Genomic DNA, 25542 nt, shown 5'->3' with positions numbered 1-25542 from the left:
GAAGGACCACCATGAACGATTCACTCCACGGAAAGAAAGTACTCGTCGTCGGCGGCAGCTCCGGCATTGGTGCCGCCGCCGCGAAAGCATTCGCACAACGCGGCGCCATCGTGACGATCGCATCGCGCGACCCGGCCAGGGCCAATGCAGATGCCGCGCCGGGCGCGCAAGTCCGCACGGAAGCGCTCGACATCACCGATACGGCGGCCGTCGATGCATTCTGTGCGCGCGTCGGCCAATTCGACCATGTCGCGATTTCGGCCGCGAAGACGGCGACGGGCCCGGTCCGGGCGCTGCCGCTTGCCGACGCGCAAGCCGCAATGGACAGCAAGTTCTGGGGCGCATATCGCATCGCACGCTCGATCGATATCGTGCCCGGCGGTTCGCTCACGTTCGTGTCGGGCTACCTCAGCGTGCGGCCGAACGCATCGTCGGTATTGCAAGGCGCGATCAACGCAGCGCTCGAGGCGCTCGCCCGCGGCCTTGCGCTCGAGCTGGCGCCCGTGCGCGTGAATGTCGTATCGCCCGGCCTGATCGCGACACCGTTGTGGGACAAGCTCGCACCCGATGCGCGCGACGCGATGTACGCGGGTGCGGCGCAGCGCCTCCCGGCACGCCGCGTGGGCCAGCCGGAAGACGTCGCTAATGCGATCCTGTATCTGGCGACAACGCCTTATGCGACCGGCTCGACGGTGCTGATCGACGGCGGCGGCGCAATCGCGTAGCGCAAGCGGTCACGACAAAACGCCCCGCGTTCCATGGTGGAACGCGGGGCGTCGCGCGTTGTGCCGAAAGTCCGGCGGTTACGCGACCGCGCTCACGTCGAGCGGCGCGCCCGTCTTCGCCTGGATCTCTTCCGCGCTCACGCCATCGGCAAGCTCGAGCACCTTCAGGCCATTCGGCGTCACTTCGATCACGCCGAGATCGGTGATGATCAGGTCGACCACGCCGACGCCCGTCAGCGGCAGATTGCACTCTTCGAGGATCTTGTGCTGGTCGCCCTTCGCGACGTGCTCCATCAGCACGACGACGCGCTTCACGCCCGCGACGAGATCCATCGCGCCGCCCATGCCCTTGATCATCTTGCCCGGGATCATCCAGTTCGCGAGGTCGCCCGTCTTGCTGACCTGCATCGCACCGAGGATCGCGAGGTTGATGTGGCCGCCGCGGATCATCGCGAACGAATCGGCCGACGAGAAGATCGACGACCCCGGCAGCGTCGTGACGGTCTGCTTGCCGGCGTTGATCAGGTCGGCATCGACTTCGTCCTCGGTCGGCGACGGGCCAATGCCGAGCAGGCCGTTTTCCGACTGCAGCCATACCTCGACGCCCGCCGGGACATGGTTTGCGACGAGCGTCGGCAGCCCGATGCCGAGGTTCACGTAGAAGCCGTCCTGCAGTTCCTTCGCCGCGCGCGCAGCCATCTGGTCACGATTCCAGGCCATGTCAGTCTCCTTTCGCGCGTACGACGCGTTGTTCGATGCGTTTCTCGGGCGTCGCGTTCAGCACGATGCGCTGCACGAAGATCCCCGGCGTATGGATCTGGTCCGGATCGAGCGCGCCGTTCTCGACGATCTCCTCGACTTCCGCCACCGTGATCTTGCCCGCCATCGCGCACATCGGATTGAAGTTGCGCGCGGTACGGCGATAGATCAGGTTGCCGGATTTGTCGGCCTTCCACGCCTTCACGAGTGCGACGTCGGCCGTCAGCGACGGCTCGAGCACGTAGTGGCGATCGCCGAACTGGCGCGTTTCCTTGCCTTCCGCGATCACGGTGCCGTAGCCGGTGTTCGTGAAAAATGCGGGGATGCCGGCGCCGCCCGCGCGCAGCTTCTCGGCGAGCGTGCCCTGCGGCGTGAATTCGAGCTCGAGTTCGCCTGCCAGGTACTGGCGCTCGAACTCCTTGTTCTCGCCGACGTACGACGAGATCATCTTCCTGATCTGGCGAGTTTCCAGCAGCAGGCCGAGACCGAAGCCGTCGACACCCGCATTGTTGCTGATGCAGGTGATGCCCTTGACGCCGGAATCGCGCAGCGCCGCGATCAGCGCCTCGGGAATCCCGCACAGGCCGAAGCCGCCCACCGCGAAGGTTTGTCCGTCGCGGACGATCCCTTCCAGCGCGGCAGCCGCGCTTGGATAGACTTTGTTCATCTGTATGTCCCTTCCTCTATGGAAACCAGCAAAACCGGTTCACGCGCTCACTGGGCCGCAAGCCCACCGCATCATTCTATGCATGCACGGCGATACCTGCGTCGAAGCGCGCTGTTTTTATATCGCGACAAGCCGCCGCGAGATGCCTGAAAGGGTACGATGCGGCGCGGATGCGGCACAATACGCAAAAATACATAAGCGTTTGCCTACGCTTGCCTGCGCCATGCCCGCTCTCGATTACCAGACTGCCTTTCACCTCGCGCCGCTCGGCCTCGTGATGTCGCGCGACCGCGTGATCGAGGACTGCAACGACGCGCTGGCGTCGATCTTCCGCTGTGCGCGCGCCGATCTGATCGGGAAGTCGTACGAAGTGCTCTATCCGTCGCCGGATGAATTCCAGCGCATCGGCGAGCGCATCTCGCGCGTGATGATCGCGAACGGCACCTACGCCGATGACAGAATCATGAAACGCGCCGACGGCGAGCTGTTCTGGTGCCATGTGACGGGCCGCGCACTCGACCGCACCGCCCCGCTCGCAGCCGGCGTCTGGACCTTCGAGGACCTGAGCGCGACGCGCCGGGTCGCCGTCGAACTGACGCCGCGCGAGCGCGAGATCGCCGCGCAGCTCGCGACGGGCAAGACCAGCAAGCAGATCGGGCGCGTGCTCGACATCAGTTCGCGCACGGTCGACATCTATCGGGCGCGACTGATGCGCAAGTACGGCACGAACAATACGCCGGAACTGCTGCAGCGCCTGCTCGGCCAGTAAAACGCACCGGGGAACGGCAATCGGCCGCGCGAGGCGGCCGATTCGGGAAATCAACGGGAAATGGCGGCATGGCGGCGCCCGGGCGCCGGCCGCGGTGCCGCCGCGCTCAACCGACCTTCGCCGCGAGCGCGCGCTCGATGGTGTCGCGCAGCAGTTGCGGCAGCGGCACCGACTTGCCGAGCGCGTAGTCGACCCACACGCAGCGTGCGTTGCCGCGCGCGTAGACGTGCTCCGGATCGTCCGCGCGCGTCAGCTCGAAACCCGTGTCGAAGCTGCTGCGGCCCGGCTTCGCGACCGACATCCTCGCGATCACGTCGCCCGGATAGTGCAATTGCTTCAGGAACTCCATCGACGCCGTGACGATCACGGGCCCCTGCCCCTCGCCGTTGCCGCCCGCGATGCCGAGTTGCTCGAACCACGAGATCCGGGCCTGCTCCATGTAGCGGAAATAGACCGTGTTGTTCACGTGGCCGAATGCGTCCATGTCGCCCCAGCGGATCGGCATCGACATTTCAAATACAGGGGAATATTCGCTCATTGCAGTGTTCTTCGTTGCTGGATGTCACCCGCTCACGCGAGGCCGAAGCCGTCGTCGGCGGAGATGATCGAGCCGTTGATGAACTGCGACTCGTCGGCCGCGAGGAGCAACAACAGCCCGTCGAGATCCTGAGGCTTGCCGACGCGCCGGCGCGGCAGCATCGACTGCAGCTTCTGGCCCTGCTCGGTTTCCCACAGGTAGTGATTGATTTCGGTATCGATATAGCCCGGACAGATCGCGTTGACGTTGATTCCGTGGCGGCCCCATTCGAGCGCCATCGCACGCGTCATCTGCACGACCGCCGACTTGCTCATCGCATACAGCCCGATCTGCGGAAACACGCGCAGCCCGGCCACCGACGCGATGTTGATGATCCGGTAAGGCGGCTTGCCGTTGCCGTTTGCGCGCATGATCATCCGCTTCGCGACTTCCTGCGCGACGAAAAACGCGCCGCGCGTGTTGGTGTCGAACACGAACTCGAAATCGGCCGGCGTCACGTCGACGAGCTTCTGCATCGTCGAGACGCCCGAATTGTTCACGAGGATGTCGATCGTGCCGGCTTCCGTTTCCGCGTGTGCGATGGCCGCCTTGATGCTCTGCACATCGGTGACGTCGAGCGACACGACGTGCGCGGCACCACCCTCGGCCTCGATTTCCGCGCGCAACTCCTTCAGTCGCTCGACGCGGCGGCTTGCGAGCACGACCTTCGCGCCGGCCTGCGAGAGCACCTGTGCGAAACGTTGCCCGAGGCCGCTCGATGCGCCCGTGACCAGCGCGACCTTGCCTTCCAGATTGATCGATCGACCCATTGCACATCCCCTTTCGATGTCGTTTCGCCGCCGCGGGCGTCAAGTCCCAGGCAGCATAACCCTAGCACAAAAAATAGAACGATCGTGCTAATCTTCACGCATGCTGTTGCGGCAAGCGTTTCGTTTCGCAGACAATACGCTCCCGAATAAAAGCATTCTAACGGTTAGAGGAACGCCAATGACCCCCGCAAGCCTCATCGAGCAATACGGCCCGCGCGAATCGATGGAATACGACGTCGTGATCGTGGGCGGCGGCCCGGCCGGGCTGTCGGCCGCGATCCGGCTCAAGCAGCTGGCCGCCGAGAAAGGCACCGAGATCGGCGTGTGCGTGCTCGAGAAGGGTTCCGAGATCGGCGCGCACATCCTGTCGGGCGCGGTGATGGACCCGCGCGCGATCACCGAGCTGTTCCCCGACTGGAAGGAGCGCGGCGCGCCGCTGAACGTCGAGGTCACGGAAGACCGCTTCCTGTTCCTGTCCGAGAAAAGCGCCGTCACGACGCCGAACTGGGCGCTGCCGGACAACTTCAAGAACCACGGCAACTACGTGATCTCGCTGGGCAACGTCACGCGCTGGCTGGGCCAGCAGGCCGAGGCGCTCGGCGTGGAGATCTTCCCGGGCTTTCCGGCCGCGGAAATTCTCTACAACGACGACGGCTCGGTGAAGGGCGTCGCCACCGGCAACATGGGCGTGGGCAAGGACGGCGAGCCGACCGAGAACTTCCAGCTCGGCATGGAGCTGCACGCGAAGTACACGCTGTTCGCCGAAGGCTGCCGCGGCCATCTGGGCCGCCAGCTGATCTCGAAGTTCAAGCTCGACGCGAACGCCGATCCGCAGGCGTACGGGATCGGCATCAAGGAGCTGTGGGAAATCGATCCGGCCAAGCACAAGCCGGGCCTGGTGATCCACACGGCCGGCTGGCCGCTGAAGTCCGACACCTACGGCGGCTCGTTCCTGTACCACATGGACAATAACCAGGTGGTGGTCGGCTTCGTGGTGGGCCTCGGCTACACGAACCCGTACCTGTCGCCGTTCGAGGAATTCCAGCGCTACAAGACGCACCCGTCGATCCGCGCGTTCCTCGAAGGCGGCAAGCGCGTGTCGTATGGCGCGCGCGCGATCACGGCCGGTGGCCTGTTGTCGCTGCCGAAGACGGTGTTCCCGGGCGGCGCGCTGATCGGCGACGACGCGGGCTTCCTGAACGCGTCGCGCATCAAGGGCAGCCACGCGGCGATCAAGACGGGCATGCTGGCGGCGGACGCGGCGTTCGACGCGCTGCAGGCCGGCCGTCAGTCGGACGAGCTCAACGCGTACCCGGATGCGTTCAAGCAATCGTGGCTGCACACGGAGCTGTACCGCGCGCGCAACTTCAAGCAGTGGATGGCCAAGGGCCTGTACCTGGGCACGCTGATGGTCGGGCTCGAGCAGAAGGTGATGGGCGGCAACGTGCCGTGGACGCTGCACCACAAGCACGCGGATCACGAGATGCTGAAGCCGGCGTCGCAGTGCGAGCCGATCGAGTATCCGAAGCCGGACGGCAAGCTGACGTTCGACCGGCTGTCGTCGGTGTTCATCTCGAACACGAACCACGAGGAGAACCAGCCGGCGCACCTGACGCTGAAGGACGCGAGCGTGCCGGTGAACGTGAACCTGCGCACGTACGCGGGGCCGGAGGCGCGGTTCTGCCCGGCGGCGGTGTACGAGTTCGTGAAGAACGACGACGGCAGCGAGCGCCTTGTGATCAACGCGCAGAACTGCGTGCACTGCAAGACCTGCGACATCAAGGACCCGACGCAGAACATCGTGTGGGTCACGCCCGAAGGCGGCGGCGGGCCGAATTACCCGAACATGTAACCTGCTGAAAGACGCCGCCTTGCGCGGCGTTTTTTTGTCCGGTCTGCATTCGACGCTGCCGCGCCCGAGTCCGGGCGCGCGATTCCTTCGCTCCGCCCTGCCCCGGCCGCGCTACCGCGTCGCAATGCGCCGGCGGAAATGCTCGGTACCGGACACGATCTTGTCGAGCACCGCATCGAGCGCCCAGAACCGCTCCCGCACGTCGTAGTCGATCGAGCGACAGCGAATCGACGCGAACGTGCCGATCCGTTGATGATAGATCTTCGCGAGCGCCGGGTAGCCGAGCGCTTCCGACACCGCCGAAAGCACCAGGAAGGTCGACAATTCGTCGGCGAGCGCCGGATCCGAGTCGCCCCGGGTGCGCAGCCATCGATACAGGTCGGGATGGAAGTTGGTGAACACGCCGTTGAAACCGGCGGAGCCCGCCTTCATCGCATCCCATGCGATCGCGGCATTCGCATTCAGGATCTTCATCGGCGAGCCCGCGGCCAGTGCAACGCGTCGCTTCACCGTCTCCAGATCGCAGCTCACGTCCTTCAACATCACGAAGCGGCCTGTGTCGATGCAAGCACGCAGTTCGTCATCGGACAGCAAGCGCCGATATGGCGCCGGACATTCATACAAGCCGAGCGGCAGATCCGACGGCAGCCGCGCAAGCAACTTGTTCAGATGATCGACAAACGCGGCGCTGCCCTTGCGATGCGGATCGAGGCGGTTGGTCACGAGCACGACGCCTTGCGCACCCGATTCCGCCGCGGCACACAGCTCCGCGACCTGCGCGTCCAGATCTTCGCTGACGTGGCCGGACGCCACGACAGGCACGCGCCCGGCCACCCGCTCGACCACGAAGCGCGCGAGTTCGGCACGTTCGGCAAGACTCAGGAACTGCATCTCGCTCGATTGCGCGACCGCGAACAGCGCATCCGAGCCATGCGCCAGATACCATTCGATGAGTCGCTCGAGGCCCGCATAGTCGATCGCGCCGGCATCGTCGAACGGCGTCAGCATCACCGGCACGATCCCTTCGATGGTCGTGCTCGCCTGCTGATGTGATTGCATCTGTTTCTCCTTCCTTCAGTGAATACGGGGAGCGGGTGGCGGCCTCAGGCCGGTAGCGGCCCGGGCGCCGCACTCGCGGACTGCTCGGGAATCGGTTTGCGCACCAGCAGCAGGTAAGCCATCGCACCCGCGAACGCGATTGCCGCCGCCGTCAGCAGCGCCGGCACGAACGACCACGTCTGCGCGATGACGCCGGTCAGGATCGGCGCGAGCGCACCGCCGATGAAACCGCCGAAATTCTGGATCGCGCCGAGCGATGCGACACGGCTCGGCGGTGCGGCCGCCGTCGCGAGTGCCCACGAACACGCCGAAGCCGCATTGGCGAGAAAGATCACGACCGAAATGCATGCGAGCGCGACCGTGTTGCTCTGCACGAGTGCAGCCGGAATCGTGAACGCGACCATCCCGAGCATCGCGACGACCACCGCATTGCGCCGGCTCACCACCGGCGAGCGGCTGCGGCGCGTCACCAGATCCGACAGCCAGCCGGCCACGAGCGAGCCGACGAATCCGCACAGGAACGGCACGGATGCCGCAAACCCGGTGCGCACGAGGCTCATGTGACGCTCCATCGTCAGGTACCCCGGCAGCCAGGTCAGGTAGACCCAGTTCAGATACACCGAACCGAAGAATCCGATCAGCATGCCCCAGGTGGTGCCGTGCGAAAAAAGGCTGCGCCACTCGGCGAAGGTCAGCTTGGGGGCGGCGACGGCCGTCTGCGCATCGGCATCGAGATACCCTCGTTCCGCGGCGGTCAGTTGCGCGCGCGCCGGATCGCGATACGACGCAAACCAGACGACGGCGACGACGAGACCGGCTGCGCCCGTCACGAAGAACGCCCAGCGCCAGTTGAACGAGGCGACGAGCACCGACAGCAGCAACGGCGCGAGCGCGGTACCGAGCGGCGACGCCGCGTTGAAGATGCCGGTCGGCGTACCGCGCGCGCGTAACGGAAACCAGTTGCTCACCACCCGCGCCGCCGACGGAAACTGCGGCGCCTCGCCGATGCCGAGCACGATCCGCGCGACGATGAACCAGCCGAAGGTGGACACGAGGCCGCCCGCCATCTGCGCGAACGACCAGACGATCAGGCCGATGCCGAGCAGCCGGCGCGGCCCGATGCGATCGACGAGCCCGCCGACCGGAAACTGGCACAGCGCATAGCTCCACGAGAATGCCGACAGCAGCAATCCCATCTGCGACAGCGACAGCCCGAGATCGCTGCGGATGGACGAACTCGCGACGGCCAGCGTGCCGCGATCGAGATAGTTGACGATCCCGCTCGCCAGCAGCAGCGCGAGCGCGATACGTTGTCCGCGCCGGATACGTGGCGGTGCAGTCGGAACAGCCTGGTCTTCGTTCATTTCGATCGTCTCCATGTCATGGGCCGGTGCTTGCCGGCGCTTTCCGTCGTCGCGGAATCTATACGGTCATGCTTTCCACTTCTGCGCGCGTCGGAATCGACGTCTGTGCGCCGTGACGCGTGACGCTGATCGCGGCGGCACGCTGGCCGAACGCGATCGCGTCGTCCATCGATGCGCCGCTCGCCCGGGCCGCCGCGAAGCCGCCGACGAAGGTGTCGCCGGCCGCGGTCGTGTCGACGGCGAGCACCGCCATTGCCCGATGGCGGCCGTTGCCTGCGCTGCCGCGCCAGCAGACGCCGCGCGCGCCCAGCGTGACCAGCACGTTGCCGACGCCCTTCGCGCGCAACGCCTCGGCGGCGCGAACCGCCGAGGCATCGTCGCCGACGGCAATGCCGGTCAGCGACTCGGCTTCCGTTTCGTTGACGACGAGGTAGTCGATCCGGGCCAGCAAGGCGTCGAACAGCGGCCGTGCAGGCGCCGGATTGAGCAGCACCGGCGTGCGATGCGCGAGCGCACTGCCGATCGCGCGCGCGACGGTCTCGATCGGCACCTCGAGCTGGCACACCAGCAGCGCCGCGCCGGCGATCGCGTCGCGCGCCCGGTCGACCAATTCGGCATCGAGACGCGCGTTGGCGCCGGGTACGACGACGATGCTGTTGGCCCCGTGCGCATCGACCGTGATCGTCGCCACGCCGGTTGCCTCACCGTCGATTCGGTGCACGTGCGTCACGTCGATGCGTTCGGCCACAAGCGCATCGTGCAGGCGCGCGCCGAACGCGTCGCCTCCGACGCAGCCGATCATCGCCACCGATGCACCGAGACGGGCCGCGGCCACGGCCTGGTTCGCGCCCTTGCCGCCGTGAACCGTCTGGAATTTCGTGCCGAGCAGCGTTTCTCCGGGCACGGGCAGCCGCGGGGCATGCGTGACGAGATCGACGTTGAGGCTGCCGACGACTGCGATCCGACGAGGGTTTGCGTGGCTCATCATTCAATGTAACCGCTTACATTTTCAACGGACAAAATAGTCGACGCGATCATCGTCGACGAAAATTTCACAATGCGGACGTAAGCTGGGTCTGACATAATGCGGAGTAGCATCAAGATAGCGCTTACATTCGCACAGGCACGATGCCCAATGCAAGCGGGACTACGGTGAATCGAGGGTAAACGATGGCGTTTTTGACCACGCGCGGCGCCTGCGGGGCAGCCGCGCCCGGGGAAGATCGATGAGCATGCCTCCACCTGGTGGCGGTACGGCGCGCGCACGCCGCGGCAGCGGCCGATCGGTGCTCGGGGATGTCGCGAAACTCGCCGGCGTGTCGACCGCGACCGTTTCGCGTGTCTACAACGATCCCGGCAAGGTCTCGGCCGACGTGCAGCAGCGCGTGCGCGACGCGGCACGCGCACTGAACTGGATTCCGAACGCGGCCGGCCGGGCACTCGCGTCCACACGCACCCACATCACGGGCGCGATCATCCCGACGCTCGACGATCAGGTGTTCGCGTCGCAAGTAGCGGGCATGCAGGCCGTCATGGCCGAGCATGGCATCACCCTGTTCCTGGGCTGCTCGAATTACGACCCGGCACAGGCGCTCGCGCAGGTGCGCGCGATGCTGTCGCGCGGCGTCGAAGCCGTGTCGCTGGTCGGCGAGGCTCATCCGCCGGAAGTCTTCGAACTGCTCGACCTGCATCGGGTGCCGTACGTCGTCACGTACGCCTACCGCGACGACAGCCCGCATTGCTGCATCGGCTTCGACAACCGCGCGGCATTCGCGCGACTGACCACGCACCTGCTCGAGCTCGGGCATCGCGATTTCGCGATCATCATGCAGCCTTCCGCAGACAACGACCGTGTGCAGGCCCGCCTGCGCGGCATCCACGACACGCTCGCCGCGCGCGGGCTCGCCGTCCGGCCGATCCACCAGCATGAGGGCCCGGCCACGATTGCGTTCGGGCGAGCGAGCCTGCGTGCGATCGCCGACAGCGGCGCGACGCGCCCGACCGCCGTGATCTGCGGCAACGACGCACTCGCGCTCGGCGCGCTGCTCGAAGCGCAGGCAATCGGCCTCGAGGTACCGTCGGACTTGTCGATCACCGGCTTCGACGATATCGCGCTGGCTCGCGAAATCCGTCCCGCACTCACAACGATGTGGGTCGACACCGATGCGATAGGCCGCAAGGCGGCCCGCGCATTGCTCGACGCCCTCGAGCACGGAGCACGCGGGCCCGGTTGCGCGATCCTGCCGGAGTTGCGGGTGCGCGAATCGGCCGCGCCGCCGAATTCGGCGGCCCAATGAAAACGGGGCGCACCAGGCGCCCCGCTTCGTGTCGAATCGGTCGAGCCGGCGCGTGCCGGCCCGCTCGCATCAAGTCGCGCTACCCGCGATCTTCGGCGTCGGCGTCTCGACGTCGCCGCACTGCGCGCGATGGCGCAGCGCATGGTCGATCAGCACCAGCGCGAGCATCGACTCGGCGATCGGCGTCGCGCGAATGCCGACGCACGGGTCGTGGCGCCCGAAGGTTTCGACCGTCGCCTCTTCGCCGGACTTCGTGATCGAACGCCGCGGCGTGCGAATGCTCGAAGTCGGCTTGATCGCGATCGACACGGTAATGTCCTGCCCCGTCGAGATGCCGCCGAGCACGCCGCCCGCGTGGTTGCCGACGAAGCCGGCCGGCGTCAGTTCGTCGCCGTGCACCGAGCCCCGCTGCGCGACGCTGTCGAAGCCCGCGCCGATCTCGACGCCCTTCACCGCATTGATGCTCATCATCGCCTTCGCGATGTCCGCGTCGAGCCGGTCGAACACCGGCTCGCCCCAGCCGACCGGCACGCCCGACGCAACGACGTCGATGCGCGCGCCGATCGAATCGCCGTCCTTGCGCAGCGCGTCCATGTAGGCTTCCAGTTCCGGAACGATCGCCGCGTTCGGCGAGAAGAACGGGTTCTCGCGAACGTGCGACCAGTCGACGAACGGCACGTCGATCTCGCCGAGGCCGCTCATGTAGCCGCGCACCTCGACGCCGAAGCGCTCGCGCAGCCACTTCTTCGCAACCGCGCCCGCGCCGACGATCGGCGCGGTCAGGCGCGCGGACGAGCGGCCGCCGCCGCGGTAGTCGCGGATGCCGTATTTCTGCCAGTACGTGTAGTCGGCATGGCCGGGGCGGAACGTCTCGACGATGTTGCCGTAGTCCTTGCTGCGCTGGTCGGTGTTTCGGATCAGCAGCGCGATCGGCGTGCCGGTCGTCACGCCTTCGAACACGCCGGACAGGATCTCGACCTCGTCGGCTTCCTGGCGCTGCGTCACGTGCCGCGACGTGCCCGGCTTGCGGCGGTCGAGTTCGACCTGGATGTCGGCTTCGGTCAGCGTCATTCCCGGCGGGCAGCCGTCGATCACGCAGCCGATCGCGGGACCGTGCGATTCGCCGAAAGTCGTGACAGTGAAAAGCGTGCCGAGGGTATTGCCGGACATGATGGAACCGCCCAAAGAGAATTGGACAAACCGATGCGCTGCCGGGACCGCTGGCAGGCCGATCGTTTGCCGGTCGAGAAAAAGAAGTAAACCGCTATTATGCCAGCCGTCCCGTGGCCGCGGGCCGTGTGAACCGTTCAGACCACACGGGCCCGCCACGCGGACGGCCCGGCGCAACGATCGTCGGCCCGCGCCGTGGCGGCCGAACGGGCCGGTTCGCCGCCGTCGTCACGGCCCGGCGCGATGGTGCCGGGGCCCGCTCCTGCTCACTTTCGCGCGCCGCGCAGCTCGGTCACCGCGGCTTGCAACGCCTCGGGCGTCGCGACCGACGCCGGGATCGGCTCCCCGACCGCGAGCGTCAGCCGGCTCATCACGCCGCGCTTGATCGGTCGCGGCATGCGCGCATCGGCATGGCGGGAGAAATAGCTGCCCCACAGCCCGCGCAGCGCCATCGGAATCACGGGCGCCGGCGTACGGCCCAGGATTTCGGTGATGCCGTGGTGGAACGTGTTGATGTCACCCGTCTTGGTCAGCTTGCCTTCGGGGAAGATGCACACGAGTTCGCCGTCTTTCAGCGCGGCCTCGCATGCGTCGTACGCGCGCGCGAGCATGTCGGGATCCTCGTGGCGCGGCGCGATCGGAATCGCCTTCGCATGCCGGAACACCCAGCTCGCGAAGCGCGTCTTGAAGATCCGGTGATCCATCACGAACCGGATCGGCCGCGGGCTCGCGGCCGCCAGCACCAGCGCGTCGACGTAGCTCACGTGGTTGCATACGAGCACGGCCCCGCCCTCTTCCGGGATCCGCTCCGCGTGCACGAGGCGAATCCGGTAGAACGTGTGCACCAGCACCCACGCGACGAAACGCAGCAGGAACTCCGGAACGAGCAGGTAGATGTACGTCGCGACCACGACGTTCAGCAGCGCGGTGACGAGGAACAGGCCCGGGATGTCGACGCCGGCCTTGGTCAGCGCCATCGCCATCAGGGCCGACAGGATCATGAACAGCGCGTTCAGGATGTTGTTCGCGGCGATGATCCGCGCGCGATGGGTCGGCGCGCTGCGGCTCTGGATCAGCGCATACAGCGGCACGCTGTAGAAACCGCCGAACATCGCGAGCAGGAACAGGTCGGCCAGGATGCGCCAGTGGCGCGCGCCGGCCAGGAACTCGCCGACCGACAGCAGATGCCCGGGCGACGGCAGCGCGCGGCTCGCGAAATACAGTTCGATCGCGAACACGCTGATGCCGATCGAGCCCAGCGGCACGAGGCCGATCTCGACACGCCGCTGCGACAGCCGCTCGCACAACAGCGAGCCGAGGCCGATCCCGACCGAGAACGTCGCGAGCAGGACCGTGACGACGTCGGGGCTTGCGGACAGCACGTCCTTCGCGAAATTGAAGAACGACGTGAGGAACGTCGCACCGACGAACCACAGCCACGAGATGCCGAGCAGGCTCAGGAACACGGTGCGATTCTGTCGCGCGAGCCCGAGGTTGCGCCAAGTCTCGCTGAACGGGTTCCAATTGATCACGAGATCCGGCTGCGGCGCCGGCGTCGGCGGCACGCGCTGCGCGACGAGCCGCCCGGCGAGCGCAATGACGACGACGCTGACGGCGAGCACGCGCTCAGCGCTGCCTTCGATGCCCGCGGCCGCGCCGCCGATGATCGTCCCGATCAGGATCGCGATGAACGTGCCCATCTCGACGAGGCCGTTGCCGCCGACCAGTTCGTGGTCGCCGAGATGCTGCGGCAGGTACGAATACTTGACGGGGCCGAACAGCGTCGAGTGCATTCCCATCATGAACGTGCACAGATACAGCAGCGTCGCGCTGTGCGTGACGAAACCGGCCGCGCCGACCAGCATCAGCACGATCTCGAAGGTCTTCACGAAGCGCGTGAGCGTCGCCTTGTCGTATTTGTCGGCGATCTGGCCGGAGGTGGCCGAGAACAGCACGAACGGCAGGATGAAGATCGCGGAAATCAGGAACGCGGCCGTTTTCGCGTCGACGCCGGAGAAACGCGCGGTGTGATACGTGACGAGCGACGTGAACCCGATCTTGAACACGTTGTCGTTCAGCGCCCCGAGGAACTGGGTCGTGAAGAACGGCGCGAAACGGCGCTGGCGCAACAGGTCGAACTGCGACGCGTGGGCGCGCCGTTCGCCACGCGATGCGGAAGAGACTTGCGTGTGATCGCTCATGCGGAATACGCGCGCGTCGTCTGGGCGAAGCTGCGCGGGCCTTGTGTTGTTGTCGAAAAAACGGCGACGCAGGCTGAACCTGCGCCGCCGTGCGCCGAGTGGCAGCGCCCGCGCGTCATGGCACCGGGCGCGACCGGATTCACGGCTTCTGCGCTTCGGCTTCCGATTCCGGCCAGTCGCGGATGTACGCCTTCAGCATCCGGTTCTCGAAGCTTTGCGCCTCGACGACCGTCTTCGCGACGTCGTAGAACGAGATCACGCCCATCAGCACCTTCTTGTCGAGCACCGGCATGTAGCGCGCGTGGCGCTCGAGCATCATCCGGCGCACTTCGTTGACATCCGTTTCCGGCGTGCACGTGAGCGGCTCGTCCATCACCTTGCGCACCTGCACATCGCCGATTGCGCCGCCGTTTACGTGCAGGCGCAGGATAATCTCGCGGAACGTCAACATCCCGACGAGATCGCCGTACTCCATCACGACGAGCGAACCGATATCGTGTTCGGCCATCGTATCGACCGCTTCGCGCAGCGGCTTATCGGGCGTCACCGTAAACAGCGTGTTGCCCTTCACTTTCAGAATATCGCTGACGCGCATCGTAGTCCCCTCATGCTTGAATGCAAATCCGCTTTCGATCGTATCGGAAAGCCTGTCAAAAGGAAAGCGCGCCCCCGGCGCGGGCGCGTGCCGCTTGCGGACGCCGCCCGCCCGCCGCACAATGATTCCATCGACAGCGGCCCGAGGAGACGGCCATGGCGCACACGCATACGGAGCAATTCGCGAGCTTCGCCGATTTCTACCCGTACTACCTGAACGAACACCAGAACCTCACGTCGCGGCGGCTGCACTTCATCGGCTCGCTCGGCGTGATCGGCTGCGTCGCGATGGCGATCGCGACGGGCCACTGGGCGTGGCTGCCGGCGGCGCTCGTCTGCGGCTACGGATTCGCGTGGGTCGGACACTTCTTCTTCGAGAAGAACCGCCCCGCCACGTTCCGGCACCCGATCTACAGCCTGATGGGCGACTGGGTGATGTTCAAGGACATCTGCACCGGGAAGATCCCGTTGTAACGCCCGCCCGGCAGCGCGTCACGCCGTTTTCGGCGGCCGCGCGTGCGGGTCGCGCGCGCCGCCCGGCGCCGGCCCCGGCACGGTCTCTTCAGGCTGCTCACCGGCGAGCCGGTGCGCGGCGATCAGCGACGCAAGCGATACGTCGAACCGGTCGTTCGACAGCACCTCGAGCAACGCCGCGCCTTCGACGTGGCTGCGGCGTCGCTGCAGCTGGTAGGTCAGCTCGGTGCGGTCGATCACCAGCACGTCGAACAGCTGCGCCAGCGTCAGTTGCTCAGGATTCGCCAGCAGAATGTAGCGCGGCGCGGGTTCGCCGCTTTCCAGCCGCGCGATCCATTCGCGCTCCTCCATCGTCAGCAGCAGCCGCTGCGCGGTTTCCATGTCGCAGCGCAACATGGTCGCGAGCCGCATCGCCGTGTAGCCTGCCTTGCCGGCCGCGCGCGCCTCGGCCAGCCGCGCGAGCAATTCGAGCGCGTCGAGCAGGTCGCTGCCCGGATAATGGATGCGGTGGAACTGGCCGACACGGATCGCCGGCAGCGCGGACGCCACCATCGCGCCGAGCAGCGCGATGAACCAGCTCAGGTACACCCACAACAGGAACACCGGCAGCGCCGCGAACGCGCCATAGACGGCCGTATAAGTCGGAATGCGCCGCACGTAATAGCCGAAGCCCCGCTTCGCGAGCTCGAACGCGATGGCCGCGAACAGCCCGCCGATCACCGCGTCGCGCCATGCGACCGTGCAGTTCGGCAGGTACACGTACAGCAGCGTGAAGGCGAGCACCGTCAGCGGCAGCGACGCGAACGCGAGCAGCCATTCGACGATCGACGTCGACGGTGCGGCGCCGGTGAACGCCAGCGACTGCGTAAACAGATACGACGAGATCGACAGGCTCACGCCGAACAGCAACGGGCCGAGCGTGATCAGCGCCCAGTACGCGAGCACGCGCTGCGCGAACGGCCGCGGCTTTCGCACCCGCCAGATCAGGTTGAATGCGGATTCGATCGTCATCATCGTCATCACCGACGTGACGACGAGCACGATCAGGCCGGCCGTCGTCAGCCCCTTGGCCTTCGACGCGAACTGGTTCAGGTACTTGAAGATCTGGACGTTGAACTGGGCGGGCATCAGGTGATCCGCGAGGAACCCCTGCAGCGAGATCTGGAACGACGCGAACATCGGGAACGCGGTGAACAGCGCGAACGCGACCGTCACGAGCGGCACGAGTGCCAGCATCGTCGTGAACGTGAGGCTGCCCGCCACTTGCGGGATGCGATCCTCGGCGCTGCGCCGGGCCGCGAACTGCGCGAGGCGCTTGAGGGTGTCGAGATCGACGCTCAACTTCGGCAAACGGCTTCTCCTTCTCGATCGCGCGCGCGACGGCGCGCCGCCGCCGCGCTGCGCGACGACTTCAGCCCCTATAATAGCCGCTCGATCCAGCAGGGGCCGACTGCACCGGGCATGCGCGCGGCCGCACGCGGCTCCGTCGCCCATGAAAGACATTCTCGTCCTCTATTACAGCCGTCACGGCGCCACGCGCGATCTCGCGCTCGCGATCGCGAACGGCATCGACAGCGTGCCTGGCATGCAGGCCCGCATCCGCACCGTGCCGCCCGTCTCGACGGTCTGCGAAGCCACCGCGCCCGAGATCCCCGACGACGGGCCGCCGTACGCGGAGCTGCGCGATCTCGAGGAGTGCGCGGGCCTCGCGCTCGGCTCGCCGACCCGCTTCGGCAACATGGCCGCCTCGCTCAAGTATTTCCTCGACGGCACGACCCCGCAATGGCTGTCGGGCGCGCTGACCGGCAAGCCGGCCTGCGTGTTCACGTCGACCGGCAGCCTGCACGGCGGCCAGGAATCGACGCTGCTGTCGATGATGCTGCCGCTGCTGCATCACGGGATGATGATCGTCGGGATCCCGTACACGGAATCCGCGCTCAGCACGACGCGCACCGGCGGTACGCCGTACGGCGCATCGCACGTGTCGCAACACGATCGCAGCGCGCCCGAAGGGCTGTCGGCCGACGAAAAGGTGCTCGCTGCCGCGCTCGGCGTGCGGCTCGCCCGCGCGGCGGCGGCGCTGTCGGCCGCCCAGGCTGCCGAAGCCGCATGAACGCGCCCGCCCGCCCCGCCGTCGCTGCCCGGCCGCGCTACGCGCTCGCCGCGGCCGCGTGCCTCGTCGCGCTGATCGCGCTGTCGCTCGCGTGGGAGCTGTGGCTCGCGCCGCTGCGCCCGGGCGGCTCGGCGCTGATGCTCAAGGCCGTGCCGCTCGCGCTCGCGCTGCCGGGCGTCTGGCGGCGTAACATCTATACGATGCAGTGGGCGAGCATGCTGATCCTCGTCTATTGCGCCGAAGGCATCGTGCGCGGCATGTCCGACCGCGGGTTGTCCGCGACGCTCGGCTGGTGCGAGACCGCGCTCGCCGTCGGCTTCTTCGTGGCGGCGCTTGCGTACGTCGCGCCGTTCAAGCGCGCGGCGAAGCGGCAGCGCGCCGCGTCCTGACCCTTACGCGACCGAACGTGATGAATTCTTCCGAAGCCTTCGTATCCGCCTGCCGCGACGCGATCGGCGCCGCCTACGTGCTGACCGATCCGCATGACACCGAGCCGTTCCTGACCGATTGGCGCCGCCGCTACACGGGTAGCGCGTGCGCGGTGCTGAAACCGGCCGATACCGCCGAAGTCGCCGCGCTCGTCCGGCTCGCGAACACGCATGGCGTCGCGCTCGTCCCGCAGGGCGGCAACACCGGCCTCGCCGGTGGTGCAACGCCGGACGCGAGCGGCGGCCAGGCCGTGCTGAGCCTCGCGCGCCTGAACCGCGTGCGCGCGCTCGATCCGCACAACAACACGATCACCGTCGAAGCCGGCGTGATCCTCGCCGACGTGCAGGCGCGCGCCCGCGAAGGCGGCCGGCTGTTCGCGCTGAGCCTCGCCGCCGAAGGCAGCTGCACGATCGGCGGCAACCTGTCGACCAACGCGGGCGGCACCGCGGTGCTGCGCTACGGCAACGCGCGCGAGCTGTGCCTCGGGCTCGAGGTCGTGACGCCGCAGGGCGAGATCTGGGACGGCCTGCGCGGCCTGCGCAAGGACAACACGGGCTACGATCTTCGCGACCTGTTCATCGGCGCGGAGGGCACGCTCGGGATCATCACGGCCGCCGTGATGAAGCTGCACCCGCTGCCGGCCGCGCAGGTCACCGCGCTGGCCGCGCTCGAGTCGCCGCACGCGGCGCTCGACTTCCTCGCGCTCGCGCAACGCGCGGCCGGCCCGCTGCTGACCGGCTTCGAGCTGATGTCCGACTTCTGCATGCAGCTCGTCGGCAAGCACTATCCGCAACTGCGCTATCCGTTCGAGCGCACGCATGCACAGACGGTGCTGCTCGAACTGTCGGATAACGAGAGCGAAACGCATGCGCGCGCGCTGTTCGAGAAATTGATGGAGGAAGCGTTCGACGCCGGGCTCGTGGTCGACGCGGTGGTCGCGGAGAATCTCGCGCAGTCGCGCGCATTCTGGGACCTGCGCGAACACATCCCGCTCGCGCAGGCCGACGAAGGGCTCAACATCAAGCACGACATCGCGGTGCCGATCTCGTCGATCGCGCGCTTCATCGACGAAACCGATGCGGCCATCCAGCAGGCGGCGCCCGGCGCGCGGATGGTCACCTTCGGCCATCTCGGCGACGGCAACCTGCACTACAACGTGCAGACGCCCGAAGGCGGCGACCCGAAGGCGTTCCTCGCGGCGTTCCAGAAGCCGATCAACCGCATCGTCTACGACAACGTGCATCGTCACCACGGCACGATCAGCGCGGAACACGGGATCGGCCAGTTGAAGATCGACGACGCGCAGCGCTACAAGTCGCCGGTCGAAACGGCGCTCATGCGCACGCTGAAGACCGCGCTCGATCCGCGCGGGCTGATGAATCCCGGCAAGGTCCTGCGCTGAAGCCACGCACCCCGGAGCGATGTCCATGAGAGTACGCGTCCTGTCCGACCTGCATCTCGAAAGCAACCAGCCCGACACGATCCCGCATGCCGACGCGGACCTGGTCGTGCTGGCCGGTGACATCCACAATCACGCGGAAGGCCTGCGCTGGGCCGCCGAAACGTTCGCCGCCGATGTGCCGGTGGTCTACGTGCCGGGTAACCACGAGTACTACGACGGGGAATTCGGCGCGCTCGAGACCGCGATGCGTGACGCCGCGCAGGCGATCGACCACGTGCATTACCTGAACAACGGCGTGTACGTCGATCCGGCGCGGCGCTTTCGCGTGCTGGGTACGACGCTGTGGTCGGACTTCTCGCTGTTCGGCGCCGACGATGCGAGCGTCGCACGCGCAATCGACGCCGGCCTGCGCGTGATGCTCGACTTCAAGGGCTTGATTCAGGTGACGTGGCCGCACGACGCGGCACTGCATGGGACGGAGGCGGCGGAGCGGGATTTCACGCCGGCCGACGCGATCGCACTGCACCGGCAAGGCCGCGCGTGGCTCGAGGCACAGCTCGCGACGCCGTTCGACGGCCGCACGATCGTCGTCACCCATCATGCCCCGCACCTGCGCTCGCTGGCCGAGCGTTACGCGGAAGACCTGGCATCGGCCGGGTTCGTCACGGACATGGCCGAACTCGTGCGGCCGCCCGTGGACCTGTGGATCCACGGCCATACGCACACTTCATTCGATTACGTGACCGACAGCGGTACGCGCGTGGTGTGCAACCCGCGCGGCTATATCCACCGGCGCACCGGCGAACTGGAAAATCCCGCGTTTGCGTGGGACAGAGTGGTCGAACTCGGCTGATTGCCGGCCCGCCGGGCCGCATGATGCGGCCCTGCCCGATCCGAAAAAGCCGCCCGATCAGCGATCGGCGCGACGCGATCCGTTCGATGACGGGCGCACCCGCACCGGTACCGGCTTCATCCGCGCCTTCATCGCGCGCAGCAGATCGCGCGTCGCCGCGGCGGCAGCAGCCGCACCAAGAAGTATTCCAAGGCCGATCATCAGTTGCGTATCCATTGCGACTCCGGGTATGGGCAGATCCAAATCTCTATGATTTGAACAGTATCAAACTGTCCGCCGTCCGAGGGTAAAAAAATGTTGCGCGAAGGACAAATCTCGTCAGATCGGCCTCGACTGCGCGGTCATGTCGCAGCCGTGAACTGCGCGAGCGCGGCTTCGTCCGCTTCGAGGGTGGCCGGCAACTCGTCGCGCAGAAAATCGACCCAGGTGCGAATTTTCGCGTCGAGGTACTGCCGCGACGGATACAGCGCGTAGATGTTCATCACGTGCGACCGGTATTCGGGCATCACGCGCACGATGTGTCCGCTGCGCAGCCCGCCGATCGCCGAATAGAGCGGCAACCCGCCGATCCCCATTCCTTCCCGCACCGCAACCGCGAGCGCCTCGGCGACATTCACGCGGAACGGCGGCGCCGTGATCGGAATCACCTCGTCGCCGTGCGGGCCCGACAGCGACCACTCGTCGAAGTGAAAGCCCGGCGCGACCATCCCGAGACAGACGTGCTGCTCGAGATCCGCGGGCGTGCGTGGCACGCCGTGCGCGTCGACATAGCCGGGCGACGCGCACACGACGCTGTAGCTCTCGCCGAGCCGCTGCGACACGAGCCCCGAATCGGGCAGGTCGCGGCCGACGACGATCGCGACGTCGTATCCCTCGTCGAGCAGGTCGGGCATCCGCTGCGCGAGCGTCAATTCGACGTGCACGTCCGGATAGCGCTGCCGATAGCGCGCGATGGCCGGCACCAGGTAATGCTGGCCGAGGCTCGTGAAGCAATGGACCTTCAGCTTGCCCGACGGGCGCGCGTGCGCGTCGCCCGCTTCGGCTTCGGCCTGGTCGACGTACGCGAGGATCTGCTCGCAGCGCTGCAGGTAGCGCTCGCCTGCTTCGGTCAGCGCGATCCGGCGTGTCGTCCGGTTCAGGAGGCGCGTGCGCAGGTGTGCCTCGAGATCCGAGACGGCGCGCGACGCATAGGCGGTCGTCGAATTCATCTGCTGGGCCGCCGCGGTGAAGCTCCCCGCGTCGACCACGCGGACGAATACCCGCATGTTTTGTAACGTATCCATCGCATTACCCGTTTGAATCCGGACGGATTGTTGCACAGGGTCGAACAAATATTGTCTCAGGATTCGTAAAAATGACTTGCATCCTTGTCCATTTATTCAGGAATCACTGAAAAATATAATCGCATCCGACTCATCTATATCCGAAAGGGAGAAAATCGTGCGGTCTCCGGCAACAAAAGGGACGCTGGCACTGGCGGTTCTTGCAGTCTCATTAATAATGGCCGGGTGCGCGAGCATGGGCGACAACAAGCCGCAGTCCGCCCGCATCGACGCGAACGCGCTCGATGCCGGTGCTGCCATCCGCGCGGCGAACCGCGACGCGGGCTGGCCCGCGTCCGACTGGTGGCGCGCCTATCGAGACCCGCAGCTCGACGCATGGGTCGCCGCCGCGCAGGCCGGCAACCCGACCCTCGCGGCCGCCGCGGCCCGCGTGCGCGAAGCGCAGGCGATGGCGCGCGTGGCCCGTTCGGCGGAGCTGCCGCAGATCAACGGCAATCTGTCGCTGATGCGCCAGCACTGGCCCGACAACGTGTATTACGGCCCGGGGCCGCTCGCCGATACCGATACGTGGAACAACACGGGCACGCTGGGCCTGTCGTACCACCTCGATCTGTGGGGCAAGGACAAGAACGCGACCGAGCGCGCGCTCGACACCGCGCACGCGACCGCCGCGGACGCGCGGGCGGCGAAGCTCGAGCTCGAGGTCAATGTCGTACGCGCGTATGTCGGCATGTCGATGAACTACGCGCTACTCGACCTCGCGCACGAAACGCTCGAACGCCAGAAAGCGCTGGCCGATCTCGCGCGCAAGCGCCTGCAGGCCGGGCTCGGCACGCAGCTCGAAGTCAGCCAGGCCGAATCGACGCTGCCCGACTACGAGCGTCAGATCGACACCTATGAAGAAGCGATCCAGCTCGCGCGCCACCAGCTCGCCGCGCTCGCGGGCAAAGGCCCGGGCGCCGGCGACGCGATCAAGCGGCCGAGCCTGTCGCTCGACGCACCGGTCGGCTTGCCGTCAGCGATGCCGGCCGACCTGCTCGGCCGCCGGCCGGACGTCGTCGCGGCCCGCTGGGCGGTCGACGCACAGGCGCGCGGCATCGACGTCGCGAAGGCCGCGTTCTACCCGAACATCGATCTGCTCGCGACGGTCGGCGGCTTCGGCGTGACCGCGCCGTTCACCGATTTCCTGCGCGCGATGAACGGCGGCTGGACGGCCGGCCCCGCGCTGTCGCTGCCGATCTTCGAGGGCGGCCGCCTGCGCGCGCAACTCGGGGCGGCCGACGCCGGCTACGACCAGGCGGTCGAGCGCTACAACCAGACGGTCGTCGGCGCGCTCAAGGACATCGCCGACCAGGTCGTGCGGATCCGTTCGCTCGATACGCAGAAGAAGGACGCCGCGCGCTCGGTGGCCGCCAACGACCGCAGCTACCGGTTGTCGCGCGAAGGCTTCCGCCGCGGGCTGACCGATTACGTGAACGTGCTGGTCGCGCAACAGCAGCTGCTGCGCGCGCAGGAGACGGCGGCCCGCATCGACGCGGAACGCCTCGCCGCGCACGCGCAGCTGATGGCCGCGCTCGGCGGCGGCGTCGAGACGGAAGCGGACGTTGAGGGCAGCCATCCGCAGGACGACGAGTCCGGCGCACACGCTGCCGCGGGCACTGCGGCGCCGGCCGCCGCATCGGGCGCGAAGCCTGTCGCGGCCGTCGCCCGTCCCGCGCAGGTCGCAACCGCCGGCACGGCCGCCGCGCCGGCCGCACGGTAAAGCGGAGCGACCGTCATGTCCGCCTCCTCCCCCGCTTCCACGCACGCCGCCGGTCCGCTCGCGGCCTGGTCCGCCGCGTTCGGCGACTGGGCTCGCAGCGACGGCGCCGCGTGGCTCTATCTGTTCAAGGCACTGCTCGCCGCGTTCATCGCGACCGGCGTGTCGATGCGGCTCGACCTGCCGGCACCGAAAACGGCCATGACCACGGTGTTCATCGTGATGCAGCCGCAAAGCGGCGCGGTGCTCGCGAAGAGCTTCTACCGGGTCGCCGGCACGATCTTCGGGCTGATCGCGACGCTCACGTTCGTCGGGCTGTTCCCGCAGCAGCCGCAGCTGTTCCTGCTGGCCGTCGCGCTGTGGGTCGCGCTGTGCACGGCCGGCGCCGCGCGCAATCGCAACTTCCGCAGCTACGGCTTCCTGCTCGCCGGTTATACGACCGCGCTGATCGGGCTGCCGGCATCGCAACACCCGGACGGCGCATTCATGAGCGCGATGACGCGGGTCGCCGAAATCATGGTCGGAATCGTGTCGGCAGGCGTCGTCGGCGCGCTGGTGTTTCCGCAATACACCGGCGAGCAGATGCGCACGACGGTGCGCAAGCGCTTCAGCAGCTTCGTCGACTACGTCGCGGCCGCGCTGTCGGGCCAGCTCGATCGCGCGCACATCGAAACCATCCATACGCGCTTCGTCGCGGACGTGGTCGGATTCGAAGCGGCGCGCAGCATGGCCGTGTTCGAGGATCCGGACACGCGCATGCGCAGCGGCCGTCTCGCGCGGCTGAACAGCGAGTTCATGAGCGTATCGAGCCGCTTCCATGCACTGCACCAGCTGATGAACCGGCTGCGAGCCGCCGGCGCGCAGGCCGCGATCGATGCGATCGAGCCGTATTTCCGCGAGATCGCGCCGCTTCTGACGCGCAATGGCGAACCGGTGCGCTCGTCGGCCGACGCCGCGCTCGCGGCCGAACAGCTGCTCGCATGGCGCGACGCACTGCCGCGCCGCATCCGCGCGACGCGCGCCGCGCTCGAGACGCAGCCGGATTTTCCGCTGCTCGACTTCGACACGGCCACCGAGCTGCTGTATCGCTTCATCACGGACCTGCACGAATACGCGGCAACCTATGCGTCGCTGTCGACCGCGACGCACGAGCGCGAACGCTGGGTCGAGCGCTACGAACCGCGCACCAACGCGACGGCGATGGTGATCGCGGCGATCCGGACCGCGACCGTGATCCTCGTGCTCGGCTGGTTCTGGATCGAGACCGCGTGGCCGAGCGGCGTGACGATGACGCTGACGGCCGCAGCCACCTGCGCGCTCGCTTCATCGACGCCGCGCCCGACCGCGATGTCCGCGCAGATGGGCATGGGTACCGCGCTGGCCGTCTGCACGGGCTTCCTGCTGACGTTCGGCATCTACCCGCACATCGACGGCTTCCCGCTGCTGTGCGCGGCGCTCGCGCCGCTGCTCGCGATCGGCATCTTCATGACGCTGAAGCCGAAACTCGCGGGCTACGGGATGGGCTACCTGATCTTCTTCAGCTTCCTCGCCGGCCCCGACAACATCACGCACTACGACCCGACGAGCTTCATGAACGACGCGCTCGCGCTGGTGCTGTCGATGCTGGTCTCCGCGATCGCGTTCGCGGTGCTGTTCCCGCCGACCGCGCCGTGGCTCAAGAAGCGGCTGTTCGCCGACCTGCGCCACCAGGTGGTGGCCGCGTGCCACGCGCGGCTGGCCGGACTGCGCACGCGCTTCGAGAGCGGCGCGCGCGACCTGATGTATCAGGCGCACACCTTGTCGGCCGACCAGCCGGACGTGCAGCGCGACGCACTGCGCTGGATGTTCGCGGTGCTGGAGACGGGCAACGCGGCGCTCGACCTGCGCACCGAACTGGCCGCGCTGCCGTCCGACCCGCGCCATGCGCCGACGACACCGTGGCGACGCGCGATCGAAACGCTGCGCACCGCGCTGTCCGCGCTGTTCCGCCATCCGGACGCAGCGCGCTTCGACGCAACGCTTGCAGCCGTCAACGCCGCGATCGACGCGACCCGGCAGACGCTCGATGCGTTCACGCCGTCGCGCGACGAGCGCCATCGGCTGCAGCGCATCCTGAGTCATCTGCATTTCGTACGCACGGCGCTGCTCGATCCGGAATCGCCGCTCGAGCCGCTCAATCGCAATCGCCCCGTGCGCCCTCAACAAGGAGCCTCGTCATGATGCCGCGTGAAATCGCCATTCTCGATGCCTACATGCCCACGGTGGTCCTGATGTTCGTCCTCGGCGCGCTCGCGACCTGGGCCGTCGACCGCGTGCTCGCCTACACGGGCCTCTACCGTCTCGTCTGGCACCCGTCGCTGTTCCGCGCGTGCCTTCTCGTCTGCATTTGCGGCGGACTGAGTCTCGCCGTTTACCGTTGATCCCG

The 25542-nt window shown here is 67.2% G+C and carries 25 protein-coding genes; 12 read left to right on the top strand and 13 right to left on the bottom strand.

Features of this window, described 5'->3' with window-relative positions; translation table 11 throughout:
* Window positions 1–11 precede the first annotated feature (11 nt).
* Window positions 12–725, top strand: coding sequence for an SDR family oxidoreductase (locus WS51_RS17600; RefSeq protein WP_059447346.1), 714 nt, complete (start codon window positions 12–14; stop codon window positions 723–725).
* A 78-nt stretch (window positions 726–803) separates the two neighbouring features.
* Here WS51_RS17600 and WS51_RS17595 read toward each other — a convergent pair whose 3' ends face one another.
* Window positions 804–1445 (bottom strand): CoA transferase subunit B, encoded by a 642-nt coding sequence (locus tag WS51_RS17595; RefSeq protein ID WP_059447347.1) that lies wholly within the window; start codon window positions 1443–1445, stop codon window positions 804–806.
* A 1-nt stretch (window position 1446) separates the two neighbouring features.
* Window positions 1447–2151, bottom strand: coding sequence for a CoA transferase subunit A (locus tag WS51_RS17590; protein ID WP_059447348.1), 705 nt, complete (start codon window positions 2149–2151; stop codon window positions 1447–1449).
* Window positions 2152–2374: 223 nt separating this feature from the next.
* Between WS51_RS17590 and WS51_RS17585 the strand changes: the two genes are divergently transcribed.
* The gene (locus WS51_RS17585) at window positions 2375–2920 is read left to right on the top strand and encodes a LuxR C-terminal-related transcriptional regulator (protein ID WP_059447349.1); all 546 of its coding nucleotides are present in this window, start codon (window positions 2375–2377) and stop codon (window positions 2918–2920) included.
* A 106-nt stretch (window positions 2921–3026) separates the two neighbouring features.
* Here WS51_RS17585 and WS51_RS17580 read toward each other — a convergent pair whose 3' ends face one another.
* Window positions 3027–3458: an acyl-CoA thioesterase gene (locus tag WS51_RS17580; protein ID WP_059501796.1), complete on the bottom strand. Its 432-nt coding sequence runs from the start codon at window positions 3456–3458 to the stop codon at window positions 3027–3029.
* Between the two features lie 32 nt (window positions 3459–3490).
* On the bottom strand, window positions 3491–4267 hold the full coding sequence (locus WS51_RS17575; RefSeq protein ID WP_059447351.1) for an SDR family oxidoreductase: 777 nt from the start codon (window positions 4265–4267) through the stop codon (window positions 3491–3493).
* 178 nt (window positions 4268–4445) lie between these two features.
* Between WS51_RS17575 and WS51_RS17570 the strand changes: the two genes are divergently transcribed.
* Window positions 4446–6119 carry an electron transfer flavoprotein-ubiquinone oxidoreductase gene (locus tag WS51_RS17570; RefSeq protein WP_069229531.1) on the top strand — a complete coding sequence of 558 codons (1674 nt, stop codon included), beginning with the start codon at window positions 4446–4448 and terminating at the stop codon, window positions 6117–6119.
* Window positions 6120–6230: 111 nt separating this feature from the next.
* Here WS51_RS17570 and WS51_RS17565 read toward each other — a convergent pair whose 3' ends face one another.
* Genes WS51_RS17565 through rbsK form a run of 3 tightly spaced genes read right to left on the bottom strand, consistent with a single transcriptional unit; the run spans window position 6231 to window position 9527 of the window.
* Window positions 6231–7178, bottom strand: a complete 948-nt coding sequence (locus WS51_RS17565; protein WP_059448305.1) for a dihydrodipicolinate synthase family protein — start codon at window positions 7176–7178, stop codon at window positions 6231–6233.
* A 44-nt stretch (window positions 7179–7222) separates the two neighbouring features.
* Window positions 7223–8542 (bottom strand): MFS transporter, encoded by a 1320-nt coding sequence (locus WS51_RS17560; protein WP_059769431.1) that lies wholly within the window; start codon window positions 8540–8542, stop codon window positions 7223–7225.
* 58 nt (window positions 8543–8600) lie between these two features.
* Complete coding sequence (rbsK, locus tag WS51_RS17555) at window positions 8601–9527, bottom strand: ribokinase (RefSeq protein ID WP_418219700.1); 927 nt, start codon at window positions 9525–9527, stop codon at window positions 8601–8603.
* 241 nt (window positions 9528–9768) lie between these two features.
* Between rbsK and WS51_RS17550 the strand changes: the two genes are divergently transcribed.
* A complete protein-coding gene (locus WS51_RS17550; protein WP_059503082.1) occupies window positions 9769–10839 on the top strand; it encodes a LacI family DNA-binding transcriptional regulator in 1071 nt (356 codons plus the stop codon).
* 69 nt (window positions 10840–10908) lie between these two features.
* On the opposite strand, the gene aroC is transcribed toward WS51_RS17550, so the two are convergent.
* The 3 genes from aroC to WS51_RS17535 form a co-directional block, all read right to left on the bottom strand.
* Window positions 10909–12009 (bottom strand): chorismate synthase, encoded by a 1101-nt coding sequence (aroC, locus tag WS51_RS17545; protein WP_059448302.1) that lies wholly within the window; start codon window positions 12007–12009, stop codon window positions 10909–10911.
* Between the two features lie 266 nt (window positions 12010–12275).
* On the bottom strand, window positions 12276–14210 hold the full coding sequence (locus WS51_RS17540; RefSeq protein ID WP_069229529.1) for an MFS transporter: 1935 nt from the start codon (window positions 14208–14210) through the stop codon (window positions 12276–12278).
* Window positions 14211–14349: 139 nt separating this feature from the next.
* The gene (locus WS51_RS17535; RefSeq protein WP_044846066.1) at window positions 14350–14805 is read right to left on the bottom strand and encodes a CBS domain-containing protein; all 456 of its coding nucleotides are present in this window, start codon (window positions 14803–14805) and stop codon (window positions 14350–14352) included.
* A gap of 155 nt (window positions 14806–14960) precedes the next feature.
* Here WS51_RS17535 and WS51_RS17530 point away from each other — a divergent pair, with 155 nt between their 5' ends.
* Window positions 14961–15278 carry an Mpo1-like protein gene (locus WS51_RS17530; protein WP_059448300.1) on the top strand — a complete coding sequence of 106 codons (318 nt, stop codon included), beginning with the start codon at window positions 14961–14963 and terminating at the stop codon, window positions 15276–15278.
* A gap of 18 nt (window positions 15279–15296) precedes the next feature.
* Here the strand turns inward: WS51_RS17530 and WS51_RS17525 are convergent, their stop codons facing one another.
* Window positions 15297–16628: a YihY family inner membrane protein gene (locus WS51_RS17525; protein ID WP_059846380.1), complete on the bottom strand. Its 1332-nt coding sequence runs from the start codon at window positions 16626–16628 to the stop codon at window positions 15297–15299.
* 142 nt (window positions 16629–16770) lie between these two features.
* On the opposite strand from WS51_RS17525, the gene wrbA reads away from it, so the two are divergent.
* Genes wrbA through WS51_RS17505 form a run of 4 tightly spaced genes read left to right on the top strand, consistent with a single transcriptional unit; the run spans window position 16771 to window position 20075 of the window.
* A complete protein-coding gene (gene wrbA, locus WS51_RS17520; protein WP_059448298.1) occupies window positions 16771–17391 on the top strand; it encodes an NAD(P)H:quinone oxidoreductase in 621 nt (206 codons plus the stop codon).
* Window positions 17388–17780 carry a DUF2069 domain-containing protein gene (locus tag WS51_RS17515; RefSeq protein ID WP_059810113.1) on the top strand — a complete coding sequence of 131 codons (393 nt, stop codon included), beginning with the start codon at window positions 17388–17390 and terminating at the stop codon, window positions 17778–17780. The genes wrbA and WS51_RS17515 overlap by 4 nt, the downstream gene beginning before the upstream one ends.
* A gap of 20 nt (window positions 17781–17800) precedes the next feature.
* Window positions 17801–19222 (top strand): FAD-binding oxidoreductase, encoded by a 1422-nt coding sequence (locus WS51_RS17510; protein WP_059951440.1) that lies wholly within the window; start codon window positions 17801–17803, stop codon window positions 19220–19222.
* 25 nt (window positions 19223–19247) lie between these two features.
* Window positions 19248–20075, top strand: coding sequence for a metallophosphoesterase (locus WS51_RS17505; RefSeq protein WP_069229528.1), 828 nt, complete (start codon window positions 19248–19250; stop codon window positions 20073–20075).
* A 57-nt stretch (window positions 20076–20132) separates the two neighbouring features.
* Here the strand turns inward: WS51_RS17505 and WS51_RS32560 are convergent, their stop codons facing one another.
* Together WS51_RS32560 and WS51_RS17500 are read right to left on the bottom strand one after the other, a co-directional pair.
* Window positions 20133–20291 (bottom strand): hypothetical protein, encoded by a 159-nt coding sequence (locus WS51_RS32560; protein WP_167357986.1) that lies wholly within the window; start codon window positions 20289–20291, stop codon window positions 20133–20135.
* A 125-nt stretch (window positions 20292–20416) separates the two neighbouring features.
* Window positions 20417–21358, bottom strand: a complete 942-nt coding sequence (locus tag WS51_RS17500) for a LysR family transcriptional regulator (protein ID WP_059448294.1) — start codon at window positions 21356–21358, stop codon at window positions 20417–20419.
* Window positions 21359–21515: 157 nt separating this feature from the next.
* On the opposite strand from WS51_RS17500, the gene WS51_RS17495 reads away from it, so the two are divergent.
* The 3 genes from WS51_RS17495 to WS51_RS17485 are packed head-to-tail and all read left to right on the top strand — an operon-like array spanning window position 21516 to window position 25537.
* Entirely contained in the window at window positions 21516–23120 is a 1605-nt protein-coding gene (locus tag WS51_RS17495; protein WP_081333579.1) for an efflux transporter outer membrane subunit, read from the top strand.
* Window positions 23121–23135: 15 nt separating this feature from the next.
* Window positions 23136–25337 (top strand): FUSC family protein, encoded by a 2202-nt coding sequence (locus tag WS51_RS17490; RefSeq protein WP_069229526.1) that lies wholly within the window; start codon window positions 23136–23138, stop codon window positions 25335–25337.
* On the top strand, window positions 25334–25537 hold the full coding sequence (locus WS51_RS17485) for a DUF1656 domain-containing protein (protein ID WP_059769419.1): 204 nt from the start codon (window positions 25334–25336) through the stop codon (window positions 25535–25537). Before WS51_RS17490 ends, WS51_RS17485 begins: the two co-directional genes overlap by 4 nt.
* The last annotated feature ends 5 nt before the right edge of the window (window positions 25538–25542 follow it).

Origin of the sequence: Burkholderia territorii (assembly GCF_001718335.1) — a bacterium.
Taxonomy (GTDB): Bacteria; Pseudomonadota; Gammaproteobacteria; order Burkholderiales; family Burkholderiaceae; genus Burkholderia; species Burkholderia territorii.
This window is presented reverse-complemented; position numbering and strand designations above follow the sequence as displayed.